This window comes from Mesorhizobium sp. M0615, from assembly GCF_040320805.1.
GTDB lineage: Bacteria > Pseudomonadota > Alphaproteobacteria > Rhizobiales > Rhizobiaceae > Mesorhizobium.
Map to the genome: position 1 here is coordinate 1 of NZ_JAMYQI010000014.1, position 20,288 is coordinate 20,288.

Consider the following 20,288-nt stretch of genomic DNA (forward strand, 5'->3'; position numbering starts at 1 on the left):
AAAAACCCCACCCAAAAACTCTCTCGCTTTCTTCTTGGCTTTTTTTTACCTCCCCCCGCGCTTCCCCCCCCCTCCGGCCCCGCCGCCCGGCCCCCCCCCCCGGGGGGGGGCGGCCGCGCTCCATAGCCTTCTGATTTCGCTCTTTTTCCTGTTCTCCACCGCCCACGCCGACGCCCTCGAACTAAAGCCCTACAAGGATGACCTCTTCGCCTATCCGGCGACGCTCTCTTCGTCTGACAAAGGCGCCTACACCGTCATCGACTATCGCGAGATGCGCGACATCAACGACCGCGACGAAGTGCCGGAAAAGCGCGTGCAGGCTAAGTATACCGACACCGGCGTGCGCAAGGTGCAGCGGGATTTGATGCTGAAAACCGATGCCGGCGATGTCAGGCACGTCGCTGTCGGCAAGACCGAGGGCGCGGGCATCATCGTGCTTTACCTGCACGGGCAGGGCGGCAGCCGCAAGCAAGGCGTCGATGACTTCACCTTCGGCGGCAATTTCAACCGCATCAAGAACCTGATGGCCGGCAATGGCGGCCTCTACCTCTCACCGGATTTCACCGATTTCGGCGACAAGGGCGCGGCCCAGGTCGCGGCGCTGATCGGCCACTATGCCGAGGCTTCGCCGGACGCGAAAATCTTCGTCGCCTGCGGCTCGATGGGCGGCATGCTGTGCTGGAAGCTGGCCGGCCGCAACGATACGGGACGGCGCATAAACGGGCTGCTGCTGCTCGGCTCGCTATGGGATGACAGTTTCCTGTCGAGCCCCGCCTACAGGCGCCATGTGCCGGTGTTCTTCGGCCAGGGCAGCAAGGACCCGGTCTTTCCCGTGGAGAAGCAGGAAGCCTTCTTCCGCTCCATCATTGCGAACTCGAAAGCCTATCCGACCCGGTTCGTCCGGTTCGAGACCGGCACCCATGGCACGCCGATCCGCATGGTCGACTGGCGCCAAACGCTGAACTGGATGCTGTCGAAAGCGCCCTGAGGCATATCGCCCAGAGGTGCCCGTTGGTTTTGGCGATCATGGTTCGGCCGATATCCTTACTGGTGTAGGCTGATATGATCCAACAGATCGGAAGCACAGCGATGGACGCTCACCCCTTCAAGATCCAAATTCCGAACGAACAACTTGAAGATCTCCAGCGCCGGCTTAGCGCAACACGATGGCCAATTCCGCTAAGCGAAGCGGGCTGGAGCGATGGGGCCGACCTGCCGTTCATCAAGCGTCTTGCGGATTACTGGCGAGACCGCTTCGACTGGAGAGTGCAAGAGGCGCGGCTGAACCGGCTGCCGCAATATCTGACGAGGCTGAACAACCTAGATGTCCACTTTGTCCACCAGCCAGGCAACGGACCGGCGCCGCTGCCGCTGATCATAACGCATGGCTGGCCCGGCTCGTTCATCGAAATGGAACACGTCATTCCATTGCTGGCAGACCCAGCTGCCCATGGTGGTGACCCGGCCGACGCTTTCCACGTGGTAGTTCCCTCTTTGCCCGGATACGGCTTTTCCCAGGCGCCGACGGAAACAGGCTTCCATTCCGGCCGCATCGCAGAATTATGGGTACAGTTGATGCGCGGGCTCGGCTACGACCGCTTCGCTTCCCAAGGAGGCGACATCGGCGCGGGCGTTTCCGCCTGGATGGCACGGCTCCATTCCGAAAGCGTGCTTGGCGTCCACGTCAATTACATTCCCGGGAGCTATCGGCCACCCTTGGGTGCAGGTCTGCCACCAGTCACCGTTGAGGAGCAGGCCTTTCTGGACAAGGCCGCGGCCTGGACGGCAACGGAGGGCGCCTATGCCCATCTGCAGGGCACGAAGCCTCAGACGCTTGCTTATGCGCTGACAGACTCGCCGATCGGTCTCGCAGCCTGGATGATCGAGAAGTTCCATAGCTGGAGCGATTGCGACGGTGACGTGGAGCGCACCTTCGGCATGGACACGCTCCTTGCGGATGTTTCTCTCTATTGGTTCAGCAACGCGCTCACCTCGTCCTTGCGGCTCTACAAGGAGAATCGACTGTTCCCTCTTGCGTTCGAGACGCTGGAACGCGTTTCGCCGCCATTTGGGGTAGCGCTTTTCCCTCGCGAGTTGCCGATGCCGCCTCGATCCTGGGTGGCGCGGGTCTTTGACGTTCAGCGATGGACATCGATGCCGCGAGGCGGCCATTTCGCTGCGCTGGAGGAACCGAGTCTTCTGGTCGAGGACATTCGCGCCTTCTTCCGGCCGATGCGTTCGCGGCCTGAAACGAGAAGGCGAATGTGAAGGACTGCTTGAGCGCGGCGGTTCCTGCTAAGACCCCTACGGCGCGGTGTTGTAGTCGACCACCGTCTGCGGGTTCTCCTCGCCATCGTAAGACGCGTCCACATCATATTGGACGAGGGAAAAATCGCCGTTACGGAACAGGTATATCCCCTTGTCCGAGGCGTCGCCGATGCCGCGCCATTTGTTGAACGTGGTCAGCGTCTTGGCGTCTTCGTCATATTCGGAATTGGCCGCCCAGCCGGATGTGCGGAAGCCGATGATATCCATGCCCAGCAGTTTGCCGTCGCTGTCATTGTTCTCGTAACGGATATCCATTTCGGGCTCGGTGAACTGCAACTGCCGCACGCCCGATACTTCGTCGGTCATGTAGTAGACCGAACTTGCGTTATAGGCTGCCGCTTGGCAGTAGAACTCGAAAAGCCGCGTTTCCTTGTCGGGATCGCTGGCAGCCGCGTCCTTTGCCTTGTATTTGATCGAAAAGATGTTCGGCTCCTCGCCGAGAAACTGCTTGTCACACTGATCGCCATAATCGGCGGCGAACAGTTTCTTCACGTGCTCGAGTGCGGTGTCCTTCTTCGGCGGCGGCGGCCCGTCACCACAGCTTGGCGGCAGCGCCTCCTCGAAATCGGCCTTGGACGGCTTCAGCGCGCCCTTGTCGATAAAGATCGGTCGGAACGGCGGGGCCTGGATCTGAGCGCTGACCTGGCGCAGCGTGTAGCAGCCGGCGAAGACCGCTTCATTGCCGTCCTTGTCGGTGGCGCGGATGGCGACAGGAACGCTGTAATAGATGCTGCCGGCCGCACCTTCATCGGAAATGGCGCCGGTTTCGACGTCGACCTTGTAGGTGCCGTCATAGCCCTTGACGAAGGTATCAAAATCCTTTGCCGGCTTGGTATCGCCGTAGTAAGCCCAGGCGCGGGCGAATTCGTGCCGGTTGATGGCGCTGTAGAGCGAGCGAATGACGGCTGCGGCATCCGACCTGTCGTCGACATAAGGTGCCTGGTCATCGGTCGCCGGGTCATCATCGGCCAACAAAGCTTGGCTGGATACAGCAAGGGAGAAAAAAGCGGTCGCTGCCAGAAAGACAAGTCTCATCGGGGATCTCCACCACGACAGGATTCTATCACATCGATTGCGGCGACGTGGTGACGCTTGAAAAATCCTCCAGGAAGGCGCTACGTCCCGCCGTCGGCGCTTCAGCCGCAATGGAGATTTGAACGTGACACTATCGATGTATGAAGCCTCGGTGCCAGTGTTTTCGGCCAGGCTGAAGGCGCTGTCCGGCGTGCTGTCGGCGGCCGAACAGAATGCAACCGAGCGCAAGATCGACCCGCAGGTGTTTTTGACCGCGAGGTTGGCGCCCGACATGTACGCGCTGGTCAGGCAGGTGCAGGTCGCCACCGACCACGCCAAGGGCGCGCCATCACGGCTGGCCCGTCGCGAGGTGCCGAAATACGAAGACAATGAAGCGACCTTCGCCGAGCTTCAGGCGCGCCTTGCCAAGACGCTCGAGCTTTTGGCGTCGTTCTCGGCCGCCGAATTCGATGGCTCGGATGACAGGGTGGTCGAACTGAAATTTGGCCAGCGCGAGGCTTCGATGCCCGGCATGCAGTATTTGCTGCATGTCGCCATGCCCAACTTCTATTTCCACGTGACCACGGCTTACGACATCCTGCGCCACAATGGCGTGCCGCTGACCAAGGGTGCCTATCTCGGGAATCGTTGACGAATTCGGCATTCCGAGGTTTCCCGGTCGCTGCCGGGAAACCTCGTCTCGCGCTGGTTCAGCGCACGGACATTTCGCGGGCTATGCGCGGGAAGTCGGCCGGCTTGATGCCGATGTCGGCGCGGTCGGCATTGCTCATCGAATGCAGCAACGCCAGTGCGGAACGATAACGCAGATGCTCCTGCGGACGCGGACGGGCAAACATTTCAGTGAAGAACCCCATGATTCGGCCCCTTGTTGATCCTCCACGGCGCCGAGTATAGGAAAATTGTGAAGATTGTGCAGTGCAGCATTTGCATGGCAGCCATTCCAAGCGAATTTTTTTCGGCACAATTGCCGCGTGCGCTGAAACTTGTGGCGCATCCCCACCGTATGCATAGACGCTGGCACATGGCCGGCTTTTCCTCGCCACTCCTGGCGAATTTCCGGACTGCATGCAAATGCAGTCCGGCTTTTTGTTGAGCTGCACCATCAACCGGTCGCGCAAGCCCGGCGAACGCCTAAACTGGTTAAGATCATCGGCATTCATTTTTAACGAGCCGGTTCTATGGTGCGACCGGCTCTGTTCGCATGCGCAAAACGAGGGGGAGGCTGACATCGGCGCCAAGCGGGATTTCGCTTCCTTGCTCGACGATCTGTTCGTCGCCTCCGACAAGGACGAGGCTGGCGGGGAGACAGGCGCGCGGCCGTCGATCCCGTTCGACTATCTCTCCGTGGCCGACGAGCTTCATTCCGGCCGCATCAAGGTCTCCGGCGAAACCTTCACGGCCGAGTATCGCGAAGCGGGGTCCGATCTTGCCGCCGAATTCGCAGCCCTTCTCGACCAGGCCAAGCTGGCGCTGGCCGGCGAGGAGGCAAAGCCCGAGGAAAAGCTGCCGCCGATCGACCCTGACGCGATCGCCGTCGAGCTCGGCCTCGATCATCCCGTCAAGAACGCCGATCTCGGCCGCATGCGCCGCAGCTTCGCCTTCGCCAACCACCCCGACCGCGTCGCGCCGCATCTGCGCCAGCGCGCCATGATCCGCATGCAGGTGGCCAATATGCTGATCGATGAGGCCAAGCGGCGCGCGCTGGCCGGCGTCCGGCGCTGACTTTTCCAGGGTTCACGCAAAAGTCGGGTTCCCTGAGGGTTGGAGAGCGGCGCCGCTTTCCCTATACATGCGGCTTCCTTCCCGCGCTGTCCGCGCAAACCTCCCGGCGGAGAAACCCCATGCACAAACGCCGTCTCGGTCGGACCGATCTTCTTGTTACCCAGATCTGCCTGGGGTCGATGACCTGGGGCGAGCAGAACACCGAGGCCGAAGGCCATGCGCAGATGGATCTGGCCTTTGAGCGCGGTGTGAATTTCATCGACACCGCCGAGCTCTACCCGATCCCGCCCAAAGAGGAGACTCAAGGACGGACGGAGAAGTTCATCGGCAGCTGGATGAAGGCCAACGGCAACCGCGACAAGGTCATCCTGGCCTCGAAAGTGGTCGGCCGCACCGCCAACAGCTGGTTCCGCGGCGGCCGTCCGTCGAAGCTGGTGCGCGCCGACATCTTTGACGCCATCGACAAATCGCTGGCCAAGCTCGGCACCGACTATCTTGATCTCTATCAGATCCATTGGCCGGAACGTGACATTCCCTGGGGCGCCAATCCGACCCGCGTGGGTGCTGTGCCGCGCCGTGCCGACGCCGTTGGCGCGCCGGCCGGCGAGACGCCGATCGCCGAGACACTCGCCGTCTTCGAGGAACTCGTGAAGGCGGGAAAGATCCGCCATCTCGGCCTGTCGAACGAAAGCTCCTGGGGCGTCATGCGCTTCATCGCCGAGGCCGACAAGGGCGTCGGCCCGCGCGTCGTTTCGCTGCAGAACGCCTACAATCTGGTCAACCGCACGTTCGAGGTGAACCTCGCCGAGGCCTGCGAACGCGAGGATGTCGGCTTTCTCGCCTATTCGCCGCTGGCGCAGGGCTATCTCACCGGCAAATACGACCATGGCGCACGGCCGCAGGGTTCGCGCTCGCAGCTGTTCAACCGCGGCCAGCGCTACGAGACGCCAAATGCGGCGGAGGCGCAGCTCGCATACACTAAACTGGCGCGCTCCTTCGGCCTTGAACCGGCGCTGTTTGCCAACGCCTATATCGCCAGCCGGCCTTTCGTCACTTCCAGCATCATCGGCGCGACGACGATTGCCCAGCTTGAGATGGCGCTGTCGTCAGCCGACGTGACCTGGACCGACGAGATGCAGAAGGGCGTGGATGCGATCCACCAGCGCGTCGGCAATCCGTGCCCATAAGCAGACCATTTGGCCGGAATTGCCGAGCAAAGACAAGGGGAAGGGACAGCCATGGATTTTCCGATCGAGACCGTCAGGGGAAAATTTCCGGCGCTGGACCTGACCGACAAGGGCCGCCGGCGCATCTATCTCGACAATCCGGCCGGCACGCAGGTGCCGCAAGCGGTTGCCGACGCGGTGGCGCGCTGCCTCCTCACCACCAACGCCAATCTCGGCGGCTATTTCGAAACCACGCTTGCCGCGCAAAAGGTGTTCGACGACGCCCATGCGGCGATGGCCGATTTCCTGGGTGCAGCGAGCGCGGAGGAAATAATCATCGGCGCCAACATGACGACGCTGACCTATCACATGTCGCGCACGCTCGGCCGCGGCTTCAAGCCGGGCGACGAGATCATCGTCACCCGCATGGATCATGAGGGCAACGTCTCGCCCTGGCTGCAGCTGGCCGAAGATCTTGGCCTCGTCGTGCGCTTCCTGCCCTTCGACGAAAAGAGCTGGCAGGTCGAGGAGGCGGCGCTCAGCGCTCTGCTCACCGACAAGACTCGGCTCGTGGCGCTGAACTATGCCTCGAACCTCACCGGCTCGATCAACCGGGTCAAGGCGCTGACGCGAATTGCCAAACAGGCCGGGGCGCTGGTCTATGTCGATGCCGTCCAGTTCGCGCCGCACGGGCTGGTCGACGTGCAGGATCTCGGCTGCGACTTCCTGATCTGCTCGGCCTACAAATTTTTCGGCCCGCATATGGGCATATTGTGGGGACGCCGCGACATCATCGATGCGCTGCAACCCTACAAATGCCGTTGCTCTTCCAATGGCCTGCCGGAGCGCTTCGAACTCGGCACGCCGCAGATCGAACTGATGGCCGGGCTTACCGCAGCGGTCGATTACTTCGCCGAACTCGGTGCTGCGGCCGGCGAGGGCGGTTCGCGAAGGCAAAAGATCGCAAAGGCATACGAAGTGTCGATCGCCTACGAAAACCCGCTGGCGCTGAGGCTGATCGATGGGCTGTCCGCCATTGAGGGCCTGACCATCCGCGGCATCACCGATCAGAAGCGTGTCATTGAGCGCGTGCCGACCGTGTCCTTCACCGTCGACGGCATCGTGCCAGAGACGATCGTGCGGCAGATGAATGCCGAGAACATTTTTCTATGGTCGGGTCACAACTACGCCTGGGAGATCGTCCACCATCTCGGCATTCCGGCCGAGCAGGGCGTCGTGCGCATCGGTATTGCGCACTACAACACGGCGGCAGAGATCGACGAGACGTTGGAAAGCGTGCACCGGGTGATCGCCATGCTGATGCAGCAGCGCTAGTCAGCTATCGCTGTTTGCCGCCGAAACCGGTGAGGAACGCCGTGAGATTGTCGCCGAGCGCGTCGCAAAGATAGCCGCCTTCCTGGACGATAACCGTCGGCAGGCCGAGCTTGGCAATTGCCTCGCCGATCCGCGAGAAACCGGGCGTGGTCACCGAAAGCCCGCCGAACGGATCGCCCTCGAACGGATCGAGACCGAGCGCCACGACCAGCGCGTCCGGCGAAAAGGCGCGGATACGCTGGAACGCCACTTCGAGGGCCTCCAGAAACGCCGCGTCGGCTGATTTGCGCGGCAATGGCAGGTTGAAATTATAGCCGAGGCCCGGACCTTCGCCGCGCTCATCGGCATGGCCCCAGAAGAACGGATAGAAGCGCACCGGATCGGCGTGCAGCGACACCGTCAGGACGTCGGAACGCGTATAAAAGATGCCTTGCGTGCCGTTGCCGTGATGCAGGTCGACATCGAGGATCGCCACCCGCGCCGCCTGCTTGCGCAACACCTGGGCTGCGACCGCCGAATTGTTGATGAAGCAGAAGCCACCGGCGACATCGGCAAAGGCGTGGTGGCCGGGCGGCCGGCAGAGCGCATAAGCGGCAGGCGCGCCCGATATCACCGCTTCGGCTGCCTCGACTGCACTCCAGGCGCTCCACAGCGCGCTTTGCCAGGTTTCGGCGGAGATCGGGCAAGCGGTGTCGGCCATGTGGTAGCCGGCCTGGCCGACCGCCGAGGCCGGATAGGACCCTGTGCGGGCCAGTGGATGGATGTTGGGCATGACTTCCGCGGATGCGCCCTCGATGCGCTGCCAGCGCGCAAAAATGTGTTCGAGGAAGGCGAGATACTCCGGCGTATGCACGGCCGCCACCGGGCCTAGGCCATGTTCCCTGGGCCGCTCGATCATCAATCCGGCGGATTTTGCGCCGGCTAACAATCGCTCTACCCGCTCCGGCTGTTCGGGATTGGGCTGCGGCGCACCGCTGGACAGAAAGGCCTTCGGGTCGTGGCGTTTCTGCTCCTCGGCAAAGAAGGCTTTCATTCCGCGTCCCCATCCTGCGCTGCATCGGCAAAGGCGAAAAAGGCATCGCCAACAATCTTCTGCGTCTGCTCGTAGCTCGACCAGGCGATGCCCAGCCGCTCATAAAAAGCCTTGGCGCCGTCATTGTCGGTGTCGACGGACAGCCTGAGATAGGCGCCGCCATCCCGGCGGCAGTCGCGCGCGACCCGGCGCAGCAGTCTTTCGCCGATCTTGCGGCCGCGAAACCGGTCCTCGACATAGAGGTCCTGGATATAGACGCCGGGCCGCCCCATCCATGTCGAGAAGATCGGGAAATGCAGGCAGAGCCCCGCAAAATCGCCGCCGATCTCGGCGATCAGGGTGGAGAAGGCGGGTTTGTCGCCAAAGCCGTAGCGGCGGAGATCGCCTGCGGTGGACGTGATCTCCTGATGCGCGCCGATTTGGGTGCCAAGCTTGAGCAACGCGGCGTGGATGGTGTCGACGTCGTCGATGGTGCCGGAGCGGAGGGTGACTTTAGGCGAGGCAGTCACTGGAGGTATGATGCCAAGGCACCCCCCTCCGGCCTGCCGGCCATCTCCCCCTCAAGGGGGGAGATCAGCAGTTTCTGCGCTGCCGTCCATCCTGCAACTTTGGAAGTTTGCGAAGGCCGTGGCGACATCCAATCTCCCCCCTTGAGGGGGAGATGTCCGGCAGGACAGAGGGGGGTGCGACTGGGCGCCGCCATCTCAATCATCTCAAAACGCCACCCGGTCCCCACCCTTCAGCGCCAGCATCTCCCGCGCCTCCGCCGGTGTGGCCACCTCCAGCGACAGGCCATCGAGAATGCCACGTATCCTGCGCACCTGATCGGCATTGGATTTCGCCAGCTGGCGGCCATCATAGAGACTGTCCTCCAGCCCGACGCGGACATTGCCGCCCATCGCCGCCGCGATCGAGATCAATGGCATCTGGTTGCGGCCTGCTGCCAGGACCGAGAACTGGTAGCTGTCGCCGAACAGCTTGTCGGCGATGCGCTTCATATGGATGAGATTGTCGGGATCGGCGCCGATGCCGCCGAGAATGCCGATCACGAACTGGATGAACAGCGGCCCCGACACCAGCCCGCGGTCGCGAAAATGCGCCAGCGAATAGAGATGGCCGACATCGTAGCATTCGAACTCAAAGCGCGTGCCGCAGCCCTTGCCGAGCTTTTCGAGCACGCCTTCCATATCGGCAAAGGTGTTCTTGAAGATGGTGTCGCGCGTGGCTTCGAGCAGCTTTGGTTCCCACTCGTGCTGCCACTCCCTTGGCTTGTCGAGCATCGGGAACAGCGCGAAATTCATCGAGCCCATGTTGAGCGAGCACATTTCCGGCTCGGCCCGCAGTGGTGCCGCCAGCCGCTGGTCGAGCGTCATCAGCGACGAACCGCCGGTGGTGATGTTGATCACCGCATCGGTCGCTTGCTTGATGCGCGGCAGGAACTGCATGAACACCTCAGGATCGGCGGTCGGCCGGCCGTCTTTGGGATCGCGGGCGTGGAGATGCAGGATTGAGGCGCCAGCCTCGGCCGCCGCGATGGCGTCGGTCGCGATCTGGTCCGGCGTAACCGGCAGATAGGGCGACATGGACGGGGTGTGCACCGAGCCAGTGACCGCGCAGGTGATGATGACTTTCCTCGGCGCCATTCTTTAGCCCTCAGCCTTCGACCGGCAGGTCGAGTTCGGCGGCCAGAACTTCCAGCGAATCGCCGATGATGGAAATGATCTCGCCGACCTCTTCAGCCGTGACGATCATCGGCGGCGCCACCATGAAATTGTCGCCGTCGACACCGCCCTTGACCCTGCGGCCGTAGATGATCAGCCCGCGCTCGTAGGCGAGGTCGAGCAGGCGCTGCGTGGCTTTCTTGCCCTGTTCGATCGGCCGTAGAGTTTCGGGATCGGCAACCATCTCGGCGCCGGTGAGCAGGCCTTTGCCTCGGACATCGGCGATGAACGGAAAACGCTTCGCCAGCCCTTTCAGCCCGTCCATCAGCACGTCGCCCATCGCGGCGGCATTGGCGATCAGGTCGAGGCGGTCCATCTCGCCGAGCACGGCGAGCCCGGCCGCGCAGGCGAGCGGATTGCCAGCATAGGTGTGGCCATGCTGGAAGCCGCCCGACGCCAGCAGCGGCTCGACCAGCCGCATCGGGGCGGCCAGCGCGCCGAGCGGCGCATAGCCGGAGCCAAGCCCCTTCGACAGCGCGACGATGTCGGGCTTGCAGTTCCAATGGTCGCCGCCAAGGAATTTTCCGGTGCGGCCGGCGCCGCTCATCACTTCATCATGGATGAGCAGGATGCCGTAGCGGTCGCAGATCTCGCCTATACGCGGATAATAGCTGTCCGGTGCGACGAGGGCCGAAGTCGCCGCACCGCCGATCGGCTCCATGATGAAGGCGAGCACGCTGTCCGGACCCTCGGCCTGGATCTTCTCCTCCAGCATGTCGGCATAGCGGACGCCGCGCTGCTCCATCGAAAGATTGTCGCGGTCGCGCCATGCCGTCGGCGCCGGCACGGTCGGCATCACCCGCATCATCGGTGTGAACGTTTCGGCCAGCGCATCGTCGCCGGTTATCGAAAGCGAACCCAGCGTGCCGCCATGATAGGAGGGAAAACGCGTGATAACCTTCCAGCGCTTCGGCTGGCCGGTCGCGACCGCCCATTGCCGCGCCAGCTTGATGCAGGATTCCGTCGCCTCCGAACCGCCGGAGACGAAGAAGATTCGGTCCATGCCCTCCGGCAGTTTGCCGGCGAGTTCCCGCGCCAGTTCTTCCGCCGGTTCGTTCTCGAAATGCAGCCGGTAGGCGAAGGTGGCGCGGTCCATCTGCCGCTTCATGGCGTCGAGCACGTTGCGGTTGGAATGGCCGATATTGGCGACCATCGGCCCGCTCGATCCGTCGATGAAGCGGCGGCCGTCCTGCGTCCACATATAGATGCCTTCGGCGCGGTCGATCAGCGGCCGGCGCAGGCTGGAGAGGTAGAACAGGTGCGATGGCGCGCGCGTTTCTGAACCAGTTGATGAGGGCTTCTGCATGTCAGGACTTTCCGAGGTAGCGATCGATTACATTCCTGGTCACGCGCTCGACCATCGGATCCTGCCTGAGCAGGCCGGCCACCCATTCGCAGCTTCCGGCGTGGAAAACCTCGCCCTTGCCGCGCGGGAAATTGACGATCATGCCGTTGCCGCGTTTGACCTTTTCCAGATTGGCGTCGGTCGCCTCGCCAAACAGCGTTTCGGCCGTAAAGCGGCCATCCTCGTCGGTGAGAAACTGGTCCTCGATCGGGATGTCGGCGCTTTCCTCGACCTGGCTCGCCATGCCGACGGCCAGCACCTGCAGCCCGTCAGGCGCACCGCTGTCCGGTGTCGGATAGGGCAGGCCGCCGCGGATCTCGAAATCGAGCCCGTCGACCTCATAGCCATAGACATGGCTGTCGGCGCCGAGCAGGTCGCCATAGTACATGCCGGTGCCGGCAAAGGCCCAGTGCTCGGGCCGATAGACCGGAAAGCCGCGCACGCCGCGCGGTGCGCATCCGCCCCAGCCGGCATAGACGCCCCTCGTTGCGTTAAGGCCGAAGGTCAGAGCGCCGGGACGGCCGATCTCCGGCGCTTCCCAGGAGTTGGTGGCGCGGGTGACGTCGCCGCCATAGGCCGGGTCTTCGGCCCGCGCGCGGTATTTGTAACAGACCTGCCGGCGGCCTTCGTCCTCGAGCCTTGTCTGCCACATGAAATTGCCGGCAAAGCGCGCCGCATGGCCGCCGCGCTCGACGTAGCTGTCGACGGCGTCCCGCATCTCCCAGGTCCAGTACTCGTCATGGCCGACGAAGACCACACAGTCATAACCATCGAGGATTTCGGGCGAGAAGTGCAAATCGTGCTGGCTGGCGAGATCGACGCCATAGCCGGCGCGCTCGGCAAAGCGGAAGAAGTGGCTGTCATAGCTCGCCCAGCCGGAGGAGGTGTATTTCTTCGAATGTCCGGTGGCGTACGCCCATTCCATGTGCGGATAGCGCGGCACTGTTTTCGGCGGCACCGCAACCTCCAGCGGCACGCGCGGCGCATCCTTGGGCAGCACCACGAAGCCGCGGCACCAGGGCCGCTGGGTCGACACCATGCGCGCATATTGGTCGCGGCCCGGGCCGGTGATGCCCTGATAGGCGTTGGAGCCGCCCCAGGTGTTGTAGGACAGCCAGGTGCCCGTCGCCGACACCTGCAGCACGCGACCGGGCTTTTTGCCGGGCAGGGGCGCGACGATGATGAGGTGATGGCAATGGATGGGCTCGCGCCCGTCCGCCGTCAGCGTCAGCCGATAGGCGCCGGATGGCCAATCGTTGCCGATGCGAAATTCGAAAGACGCCTCCCAGCCGCAGCCTTCGACCGAGCACTGGTCGGGCGTATCCTGCCAGCGCGCCGAAAGCCCCGTTTGCTCGAAGACTTTTGTCTCGCTGCCGCCGTCGCGGACAATGACAATGCTGAAGCGCGGCACTGTCGAACTGACATGCAGCGTCACGGTCTCGCCGGCGCGGTAGGAAAAGCGGTTGGAATAACACCAGATCTCGCCGCGCTCGCCGTCCATTCCCGGCCATTCATAGTAATGGCCGCGCACTGCCTCGCGGCGCTGGTCGGGCGTCAGTCCGAAATCGGGAAATTCGGTCGGCAGTTGGGTCATGAACACCGGAAAAGTGACAGGCCGCCATTTCGGCCATCTGCCGGCCAAGCGTCAAATGGAAACGATCGGGCCAGCAATTGCATACGACACAATTGCTTGGCCGCTCTTGGCCGCACCTGGCAAACCGACTATCTCAGGCGAGGCGGCATTTTCCGCCTCGGGAGCCGGTATGCTGAGAGTGCAGAAGGTCAAGGTCGATGACATCTACGTGCCGACGGCGCGCAAGAAGACGCTTCATCCCGAAACGGTCCGGCACCTGGCCGAAGACATACTGGAAAACGGCATGAAGACGCCGATCCAGGTTCGCCATGACGGCAAGCGCCACATCCTGGTCGAGGGCCTGCACCGGCTGGAAGCCGCCAAATGGCTCGGCGAGACCGAGATCGACGCCTATCTGGTGCAAGCCAAGCGCCACTGAGGCGCGCGACCGATCGACAACAGCCAAACCGATCATTCTTCCGCGGATTTTTTCGCAGGGCATGTCGGCACGCGGCGTGCTCGCTCGTCCTTGGGGGGAACCTGAGGAGACCGACATGTCCAGACGAATCTATTTCGCCATTCTTGCCTCGGTCGCTGCCTTGTTTGCAGCGCCCGGCCCAGCCAATGCAGAGGAGACCAAGCCCGCCATGACCACCGAAGCAACAGCCATGCCGAAGCCGGAAAAGTCCGGCCTGCTGCCGATCGACGGCCTGAATTACTACTATGCCGTCTACGGCAAGGGCGAACCGCTGCTTCTGCTGCATGGCGGCCTTGGCACGTCCGACATGTTCGCGCCGTTGCTGCCTAGACTGGCGGAAAACCGCACCATCATTGCCGTCGACCTGCAGGGCCATGGCCGCACCGCGCTCGGCGAGCGACCCTTCAGCCTGGAGGGGATGGGCGACGACATGGCTGGTATCGTCAAGGCGCTCGGCTATGACAAGGTCGACGTGCTTGGCTATTCGCTGGGCGGCGGCGTCGCCTTCCGCATGGCCGTTCAGCATCCCGAGACGGTGAGACGTCTGGTCCTGGTCTCGACCGGCTTCGCCGCCAATGGCTTCTATGACGAGATGCGCGGCCAGCAGGCGCAGGTGAGCGCGGCCGCCGCCGATTTCATGAAGGACACGCCGATGTACAAATCCTACGTCGCCGTCGCCCCACGTCCCGACGATTTCCCCAAACTGCTCGATGCGCTGGGCAATTTCATGCGCGAGGATTACGACTATTCCGCCGATGTGGCGAAGCTGAAGATGCCAGTCATGCTGGCCTATGGCGACAGCGACATGTACAAGCCCGAGCACGAGATCAAGTTCTACCAGATGCTCGGCGGCGGGCTGAAGGATGCCGGCTGGATGCGTGAGAACCTGTCGCAGAACCGGCTGGCCATCATTCCCAACCGCACTCACTACGACGTCTTCTTCGCACCGGAACTGACGGCCGCGGCACTGCCCTTCCTCAATGGCGAAACCAAGGTGAAGACCTGGGACGAAGTCCTCAGCGAAACGAAATAGCTTGCCTGAAAATACATGCCGGCCGTCTCGAAGAGGCGGTCGGCTTTTTTGTGCCTGCGAAGCTACGGAGCCTTGGCGCAGCCATTGGTCCTATCGGCGCAATCGATGGCGCCATCAGGGCTTTTCAATTGACCGGAAGGTACCTGTCGATATCATCAAGAGACCTTCAGTGCGATGGGTTCGAATGATGACGAAATACCAGGGCGGATGCCATTGCGGGGCAGTGCGCTACGGCTCCGAGGCGGCGCCGCTTAACCAGCGCGTCTGCCACTGCCGGCGCTGCCAGAAGGTCATAGGCGCGGCGTTCAACGCCCGCCTTTTGTTTCGCATCGACGATGTCACGGTCGAGGGAGAGGTGGCGACGGTCAACACCTCTCCGGACCTCAAGCGCGGCTTTTGCGCCGCTTGCGGCACCACGCTGTTTTCCCGACGCGACTCCGCCGGCATCGTCGGCATCACCACCGGCTCGCTCGACGATCCCTCGCTGTTCAAGCCGGAAATGCATATGTGGACCGCCTCGAAGCAGCCCTGGCTGCAGCTCGATGACGGCCTGCCGCACCATGAAGGCGCGCCGCCTCCGAACTGACGCCGGCCTTACCGGAAATTAATCCCGAAACCACGACATAGCCGGCAAAGCGTCATTGGCGGGCCATGATTGCCTGCCTATCTGTCGTCTGCGGGCCGGTATCGAGGAGACGACCGATGAGCGACAGAATCAGCACTCTGGACGAGCTTTTGAGCGATCCGATGGTCCTCCTCGTGATGGAGCGTGACCGCGTGCGCCCCGAACAGGTTCGCCTGCTGCTCGAACGTGCCCGCCGCCCGGCCGCCGACGCCGTGCCACCGGCGCATGTGGTGGCCAAAAGCTGCATGCAGCAATGGCTGGGAAGGTAAGGGCTTCCCCTTCTCCCACAGGGGGAGAAGACAAGAGGGCCAATTCCTAACAACTTGATTCAAACTTTGTTGGTAATTTCTCGTTAGTAATCGAGGCCGGTTTGTCCGGCGGCGTCTGTTTGCCTTCGGTCTGTTGTGTTTTGCGTACAGGTCCAGATGCGGATTTCAGGCGTCGTCAGTTTCGTGTTGGCATCGCTGTGGCTTGCCGGCTGTTCGTCCACAGCGGGCGTCGATGGGTTGCAGCCGTCGAACGAGACGACCAGTTCGGTAGTGCGTCCGAGCGCGCCGGTCACAGCGGCTCCGGCGGAGACCGCCGACCTCGCGCCGATGCGGTCCGACATGGTGGCCGACAACGCTGTGGCCGACAATGCGCCGCCCTTTTCCATGGTCGAGGAAGAAGAGGCCATCGTCGCGGGCACGCCGCAGGGGAGCACCAGACCACAGCTCGAGCCCGCCGCTCTGATGTCTGCGCCGAAGCGGTTGACGCGCGCTGCGCCGGCCATGCTGGCCTCGCCGGTCACCCGCTACGGTTTTCGCGACGCCAAGCCGATCAATTTCGGCAAGGCTTCGCCACGCTACCTTGCCGTCCACGGCGTCGACGTCTCGCGCTGGCAGGGCAATGTCAACTGGGGCAAGCTGCGCGCCCAGGGCGCCAACTTCGCCTATATCAAGGCGACCGATGGCGGCGACCATCTCGACCCGATGTTCATGAAGAACTGGCGCAATGCCGACGCCGCCGGGCTGAAGCGCGGCGCCTATCATTTCTTCTACTGGTGCCGCACCGCGGGCGAGCAGGCCGACTGGTTCATCCGCAATGTGCCGAGGGTCGAAGGCGCGCTGCCACCGGTAATCGATGTCGAGTGGAACGGCGAATCTTCCTGCAAGCGGCGGCCGTCGCGGGCCACCGTGCTGGAAAAGATGAAGGTGTTCATGGACAAGCTGGAGCGCCATTACGGCCAGCGGCCCATCATCTACACCGCACCGGATTTCTATCGCGACAATCTCAAGGGTGCGTTTCTCGATTATCCGTTCTGGCTGCGCGCCGTGGCGCGGCATCCCTCAAAAGTCTATCCCGGCCGCAAATGGCTGTTCTGGCAGTACTCCGGCTCCGGCCTGTCGCACGGCGTGACCGGCCGCATCGACCTCAACGTCTTCCATGGCGACGAGCGCGCCTGGCGGGCATGGGCAGGCGGGCAGACGACCGTCGCCGACGCCGACTGAACGTCAGGCCGGTGCCGGTGCGCCTGCGCTGCCTGCCGCTGCGCCTTGGGTTGAATTTTCAGCGTCTCGCTAACGATCCGCTCACTGTGTCCTTTAGCGGTATCGCAACAGCCTTCCGGTAACGTGCCCGTGATCGGGTTTCGGAGGGGTCCATGCGCAATCCAGTTGTGGCTGTCGCTCTTGCCGCCGCTGTCGGCTACGGGTTTTTCAGCTCGCTCGGCCACATGCCGGGCGGAAGTGGCACTTCGCTGGCCGAGTCGAAGCAGAACGTCGTGTCCTATTCCACCGAGGACAATGCGATGCAGGCCGCCAAGGACAGCGGCCGCTCGACCCTCAAGCGCTTCCACGAACTGATGGACGCCGGCACACCCGGCACCTACACGGTAAAATTCCCGCTGACCCAGAACGGCGCCACCGAGCATATCTGGCTGCAGCTGGTCGGCTACAGCGACGGCTCCTATATCGGCCTGCTCGCCGACGTCCCGGTCAATGGCAACAAGTACAAGATGGGCGACAGGATGACGGTGACCGAGGCCGACGTCGAGGACTGGATGATCAAGAACGGCAAGGTGATCTATGGTGGCTACACCACGCGCCAGGCGCTTGCGGATATGCCGAAGGAACAGGTTGCAAGATACGGGTTGACCTTCAAGGACTGAGGGTTGAGGCGGGGGCGAGTTTTATCGCGGTGCCTAGAGGGCTGTCGCGCTTTTCGCGTTCGCGTATCTCTGCCGTCTGCGCCAGCACCCAGTCGCGAAACACCTTGATTTTGGGCGCGTTGCGGCGGCTCTCCAGATGCACCAGCCAATAGCCGTCGCCGTCCGATCCAAGCACGCCGAATGGCTGTATCAACTGGCCCTTTTCCAACAGGGCGCTGTAAAGGTTTTTGGTCAGGATCGCGGCGCCCTTGTCGGTCAGCGCCGCCATCGCATCATAGGCCTGCGTACCCAGTTTCGGGCCAGCGATGACGCGATCGGGCTCGAACGGCACGCCGGCAGCCTTGAACCAGATTTCCCACCAGGGATCGTCGGCACAGCATAGCGGCAGTTGGTAGAGATCCTCAGGGCGGTGGATGCCGCCGACGCTTTCGGCGAGTCTCGGGCTGAGCATCGGCGTATAGTCCGCCTTGAACAGATAGTGAGCCGTCAGGCCCGGCCAATTTCCACTGCCGGTGCGAATGCCGACATCCATGTCGCCGCGCGTGAAATCGACCAGCCCGTGCGATGTGTTCACCTTCACGGCAAGGTCGGGATGCATCAGCTGGAATGTTCCAAGCCATACGGCCAGCCAGTTCGATGCGAAGGTTTCCATGGTCGTCACCGACAGCACGCCGGTCGCTCCACCCTTGGTGGCGACCCATGCGTCGGCCAGGGTCGAGAACGCGCCTGTTGCGTGCGGCGCCAGCTGCTGTCCGGCCTCGGTCAGCGCGATCTGCCTTGTTTTTCTTATGAAAAGCGGCGTTCCGGCACGTTCTTCCAGCACCTTTATCTGATAGCTGGCAGCTGATTGGGTCATGCCGAGTTCTTCGGCTGCCTTGGTGAAACTGCCCAGCCGGGCCGCGGCTTCAAAGACCCTGATGGCTCCTAATGGTGGTAGTTCCCAGCTCATGACGCATCAATCCCGCTGATGCATACTACGCGACGTTCGATTGGAAACCAAGCCCGGAAAACGGCATGCTGCATTCATCGGATCAAACCCTGGAGGATACGGCAATGACCACCACCATCGCTCTCTACAACACGCTTCGCCGCCCGGTGCTCGACCTCTTCACCGCGCCGTTCAGGCCTCGCAAGCGCGGCCTGCTCGACCGCCGCTCGCTGTCGGATCATTTCCTCAGGGATATCGGTATGCTTGACGGACGCGTGCCTCCCGGCACCATTGGCTAAGCAAGCTCTTTGACCAGGGGAGGGAAAGATGACTGTGTTATCCGAGGATCTGGCGAAGAGCCGACAAACGATCAACGCCTATGAGGACTATGCCGAACGCTACGACGCTCTGGTGCGGCACGTTCCGAACCAAAGAGAACAGAAATGGCTGAAGCGCCTGGTGAAGATCGCCGGCAAAGGTGGCCGGATTCTGGAAGTCGGTTCGGGACCCGGATACGATGCGGACTTCGTCGAAGGGCTCGGTGTCCAGGTTCGGCGCACAGACGCAACGAAGCGGTTTCTCGAGTTGCAGGCCGCACGCGGCAAGCATGGTGAGTTTCTCGATCTCATCACCGACGATCTCGGCGGCCCCTACGACGCGGTGCTCGCATTGTGCGTCCTGATCCACGTGCCGCGCGAGCAGGCCGACCAGGTGCTTGCCAAGATTGCCGGGTCGCTGCGGCCGGGCGGCGCCTTCCTCGTCTCGATGCGCATTGGCGATGGCGAGAAGAGCGGCGAATATCATACGGTCTACTGGCGCAGGGACGACTTCGCGGCCCGCCTCGAAAACGCCGGGCTGGTCCTTGTCGGAGACGAATTCAACGTCGGCCGCGATCGCGAAGAGTGGACCACCTTTCTGGCTGTGAGGCCGTCATGACGCGCCGCGGACTGTTTTTGTTCGTGCTGCTCAGCCTCCTGTGGGGCATTCCCTATTTGTTGATCAAGCTGGCAGGTGCCGAGGTGTCGGTGCCCTTCCTGGTCTTTGCCCGAACAGCCGTCGGCGCCCTGGCGCTGCTGCCCTTCGTCCTTGTCCAGCGCAGTTTCGGATGGCTGAAGACACATTGGCGGGCGGTCGCCGCATTCTGTCTGGTCGAGATGATCCTGCCATGGGGGCTGATCACCCATGGCGAAGTCAGCATCGACAGTTCCACCGCCGGGCTGCTGATTGCCATGACGCCGGCCGTAACCGTCGCGCTCTCCAAGCTGATGGGTTCGGATGAGCGGCCGGGGATACGCCGCTGGACCGGCCTTTTCCTCGGTTTTGCCGGTGTCTTTGTGCTGGCGCTGCCGACCTTGGGTGGCGGATTTCTCGCGGTCGTCGAGATTCTCATGGCCGCAGCCTGCTATGCCTCGGGTTCGATCATCGCGTCGCGCTGGCTGAACGATGTGCCGGCAACCTCGCTGACGGCAGTCTGTCTGGCAGGGGCCGCGCTGATCTACGCCGTGCCGGCGGCGTTGGCCTGGCCGGCGGCCATGCCGTCGACAACGGTGGTTGGCGCAATCCTCGGTCTTGGCGTGTTTTGCACGGCGATTGCCTTCGCCACCTATTTCCTGCTGGTGCGGGAGATCGGCCCCGAACGGGCGGTCGTCATCACTTATGTGGCGCCCGCCGTCTCCGTGGCAGCCGGCGTGCTCGTCCTTTCGGAGCCGCTCGATATCGGCATTGTCGCGGCCTTCGCGCTCATCCTGTGCGGATCATATCTCGGCACGTGGCGCGCTCCGCCAGAACCGTCCGTGTCCGCGACCTCGGCAAGTTGA

Annotated in this window: 23 protein-coding genes; 15 read left to right on the forward strand and 8 right to left on the reverse strand. The window is 62.8% G+C overall.

Annotated features, from left to right (window positions below; genetic code table 11):
- Positions 1 to 130: 130 nt before the first annotated feature.
- Together NKI46_RS23600 and NKI46_RS23605 are read left to right on the forward strand one after the other, a co-directional pair.
- A complete protein-coding gene (locus NKI46_RS23600) occupies positions 131 to 988 on the forward strand; it encodes an alpha/beta hydrolase (RefSeq protein WP_352748237.1) in 858 nt (285 codons plus the stop codon).
- A gap of 74 nt (positions 989 to 1,062) precedes the next feature.
- Positions 1,063 to 2,268: an epoxide hydrolase family protein gene (locus NKI46_RS23605; protein ID WP_245260454.1), complete on the forward strand. Its 1,206-nt coding sequence runs from the start codon at positions 1,063 to 1,065 to the stop codon at positions 2,266 to 2,268.
- Positions 2,269 to 2,304: 36 nt separating this feature from the next.
- Here the strand turns inward: NKI46_RS23605 and NKI46_RS23610 are convergent, their stop codons facing one another.
- Positions 2,305 to 3,363 carry a DUF1176 domain-containing protein gene (locus NKI46_RS23610; protein WP_023739374.1) on the reverse strand — a complete coding sequence of 353 codons (1,059 nt, stop codon included), beginning with the start codon at positions 3,361 to 3,363 and terminating at the stop codon, positions 2,305 to 2,307.
- 124 nt (positions 3,364 to 3,487) lie between these two features.
- Here NKI46_RS23610 and NKI46_RS23615 point away from each other — a divergent pair, with 124 nt between their 5' ends.
- A complete protein-coding gene (locus tag NKI46_RS23615; RefSeq protein WP_023700840.1) occupies positions 3,488 to 3,994 on the forward strand; it encodes a DUF1993 domain-containing protein in 507 nt (168 codons plus the stop codon).
- Positions 3,995 to 4,052: 58 nt separating this feature from the next.
- Here NKI46_RS23615 and NKI46_RS23620 read toward each other — a convergent pair whose 3' ends face one another.
- The gene (locus NKI46_RS23620) at positions 4,053 to 4,217 is read right to left on the reverse strand and encodes a hypothetical protein (protein WP_023706483.1); all 165 of its coding nucleotides are present in this window, start codon (positions 4,215 to 4,217) and stop codon (positions 4,053 to 4,055) included.
- Positions 4,218 to 4,617: 400 nt separating this feature from the next.
- Here NKI46_RS23620 and NKI46_RS23625 point away from each other — a divergent pair, with 400 nt between their 5' ends.
- The 3 genes from NKI46_RS23625 (at position 4,618) to NKI46_RS23635 (ending at position 7,586) form a co-directional block, all read left to right on the forward strand.
- Positions 4,618 to 5,085, forward strand: a complete 468-nt coding sequence (locus NKI46_RS23625; RefSeq protein WP_023684909.1) for a hypothetical protein — start codon at positions 4,618 to 4,620, stop codon at positions 5,083 to 5,085.
- A gap of 119 nt (positions 5,086 to 5,204) precedes the next feature.
- Positions 5,205 to 6,272: an aldo/keto reductase gene (locus tag NKI46_RS23630; RefSeq protein ID WP_352748147.1), complete on the forward strand. Its 1,068-nt coding sequence runs from the start codon at positions 5,205 to 5,207 to the stop codon at positions 6,270 to 6,272.
- A 51-nt stretch (positions 6,273 to 6,323) separates the two neighbouring features.
- Positions 6,324 to 7,586 carry a cysteine desulfurase-like protein gene (locus NKI46_RS23635; protein ID WP_023739370.1) on the forward strand — a complete coding sequence of 421 codons (1,263 nt, stop codon included), beginning with the start codon at positions 6,324 to 6,326 and terminating at the stop codon, positions 7,584 to 7,586.
- Between the two features lie 4 nt (positions 7,587 to 7,590).
- Here the strand turns inward: NKI46_RS23635 and NKI46_RS23640 are convergent, their stop codons facing one another.
- The 5 genes from NKI46_RS23640 to NKI46_RS23660 form a co-directional block, all read right to left on the reverse strand.
- Entirely contained in the window at positions 7,591 to 8,619 is a 1,029-nt protein-coding gene (locus NKI46_RS23640) for a histone deacetylase family protein (protein ID WP_023739369.1), read from the reverse strand.
- Entirely contained in the window at positions 8,616 to 9,128 is a 513-nt protein-coding gene (locus NKI46_RS23645; RefSeq protein WP_352748151.1) for a GNAT family N-acetyltransferase, read from the reverse strand. Before NKI46_RS23645 ends, NKI46_RS23640 begins: the two co-directional genes overlap by 4 nt.
- Positions 9,129 to 9,332: 204 nt before the next feature.
- Positions 9,333 to 10,262, reverse strand: a complete 930-nt coding sequence (gene kce, locus NKI46_RS23650; protein ID WP_023739367.1) for a 3,5-dioxohexanoate:acetyl-CoA acetone transferase — start codon at positions 10,260 to 10,262, stop codon at positions 9,333 to 9,335.
- A gap of 10 nt (positions 10,263 to 10,272) precedes the next feature.
- Positions 10,273 to 11,646 carry an aminotransferase family protein gene (locus NKI46_RS23655; RefSeq protein ID WP_023834156.1) on the reverse strand — a complete coding sequence of 458 codons (1,374 nt, stop codon included), beginning with the start codon at positions 11,644 to 11,646 and terminating at the stop codon, positions 10,273 to 10,275.
- 1 nt (position 11,647) lies between these two features.
- Positions 11,648 to 13,279: a N,N-dimethylformamidase beta subunit family domain-containing protein gene (locus NKI46_RS23660; protein WP_352748154.1), complete on the reverse strand. Its 1,632-nt coding sequence runs from the start codon at positions 13,277 to 13,279 to the stop codon at positions 11,648 to 11,650.
- 169 nt (positions 13,280 to 13,448) lie between these two features.
- Between NKI46_RS23660 and NKI46_RS23665 the strand changes: the two genes are divergently transcribed.
- From NKI46_RS23665 to NKI46_RS23690, 6 genes are all read left to right on the forward strand, one after another.
- Positions 13,449 to 13,697: a ParB N-terminal domain-containing protein gene (locus NKI46_RS23665; protein ID WP_008875526.1), complete on the forward strand. Its 249-nt coding sequence runs from the start codon at positions 13,449 to 13,451 to the stop codon at positions 13,695 to 13,697.
- A 115-nt stretch (positions 13,698 to 13,812) separates the two neighbouring features.
- Positions 13,813 to 14,769, forward strand: coding sequence for an alpha/beta fold hydrolase (locus NKI46_RS23670; RefSeq protein ID WP_352748157.1), 957 nt, complete (start codon positions 13,813 to 13,815; stop codon positions 14,767 to 14,769).
- Positions 14,770 to 14,956: 187 nt separating this feature from the next.
- A complete protein-coding gene (locus tag NKI46_RS23675; RefSeq protein ID WP_352650351.1) occupies positions 14,957 to 15,355 on the forward strand; it encodes a GFA family protein in 399 nt (132 codons plus the stop codon).
- Positions 15,356 to 15,471: 116 nt separating this feature from the next.
- On the forward strand, positions 15,472 to 15,663 hold the full coding sequence (locus NKI46_RS23680) for a hypothetical protein (RefSeq protein WP_023669058.1): 192 nt from the start codon (positions 15,472 to 15,474) through the stop codon (positions 15,661 to 15,663).
- 156 nt (positions 15,664 to 15,819) lie between these two features.
- Positions 15,820 to 16,884: a glycoside hydrolase family 25 protein gene (locus tag NKI46_RS23685; RefSeq protein WP_352459414.1), complete on the forward strand. Its 1,065-nt coding sequence runs from the start codon at positions 15,820 to 15,822 to the stop codon at positions 16,882 to 16,884.
- Positions 16,885 to 17,036: 152 nt separating this feature from the next.
- On the forward strand, positions 17,037 to 17,543 hold the full coding sequence (locus NKI46_RS23690; protein ID WP_023711464.1) for a DUF2314 domain-containing protein: 507 nt from the start codon (positions 17,037 to 17,039) through the stop codon (positions 17,541 to 17,543).
- On the opposite strand, the gene NKI46_RS23695 is transcribed toward NKI46_RS23690, so the two are convergent.
- Positions 17,533 to 18,492 carry a LysR family transcriptional regulator gene (locus NKI46_RS23695; RefSeq protein WP_352459413.1) on the reverse strand — a complete coding sequence of 320 codons (960 nt, stop codon included), beginning with the start codon at positions 18,490 to 18,492 and terminating at the stop codon, positions 17,533 to 17,535. The two genes, NKI46_RS23690 and NKI46_RS23695, sit on opposite strands and share 11 nt — an antisense overlap.
- A 104-nt stretch (positions 18,493 to 18,596) precedes the next feature.
- Between NKI46_RS23695 and NKI46_RS23700 the strand changes: the two genes are divergently transcribed.
- From NKI46_RS23700 to NKI46_RS23710, 3 genes are read left to right on the forward strand one after another with little or no spacing between them, the layout of a single operon-like run.
- Positions 18,597 to 18,770, forward strand: a complete 174-nt coding sequence (locus NKI46_RS23700) for a hypothetical protein (RefSeq protein ID WP_023669054.1) — start codon at positions 18,597 to 18,599, stop codon at positions 18,768 to 18,770.
- 28 nt (positions 18,771 to 18,798) lie between these two features.
- Positions 18,799 to 19,407, forward strand: a complete 609-nt coding sequence (locus NKI46_RS23705) for a class I SAM-dependent DNA methyltransferase (protein WP_023694158.1) — start codon at positions 18,799 to 18,801, stop codon at positions 19,405 to 19,407.
- Positions 19,404 to 20,288 carry a DMT family transporter gene (locus tag NKI46_RS23710; protein ID WP_352459412.1) on the forward strand — a complete coding sequence of 295 codons (885 nt, stop codon included), beginning with the start codon at positions 19,404 to 19,406 and terminating at the stop codon, positions 20,286 to 20,288. Before NKI46_RS23705 ends, NKI46_RS23710 begins: the two co-directional genes overlap by 4 nt.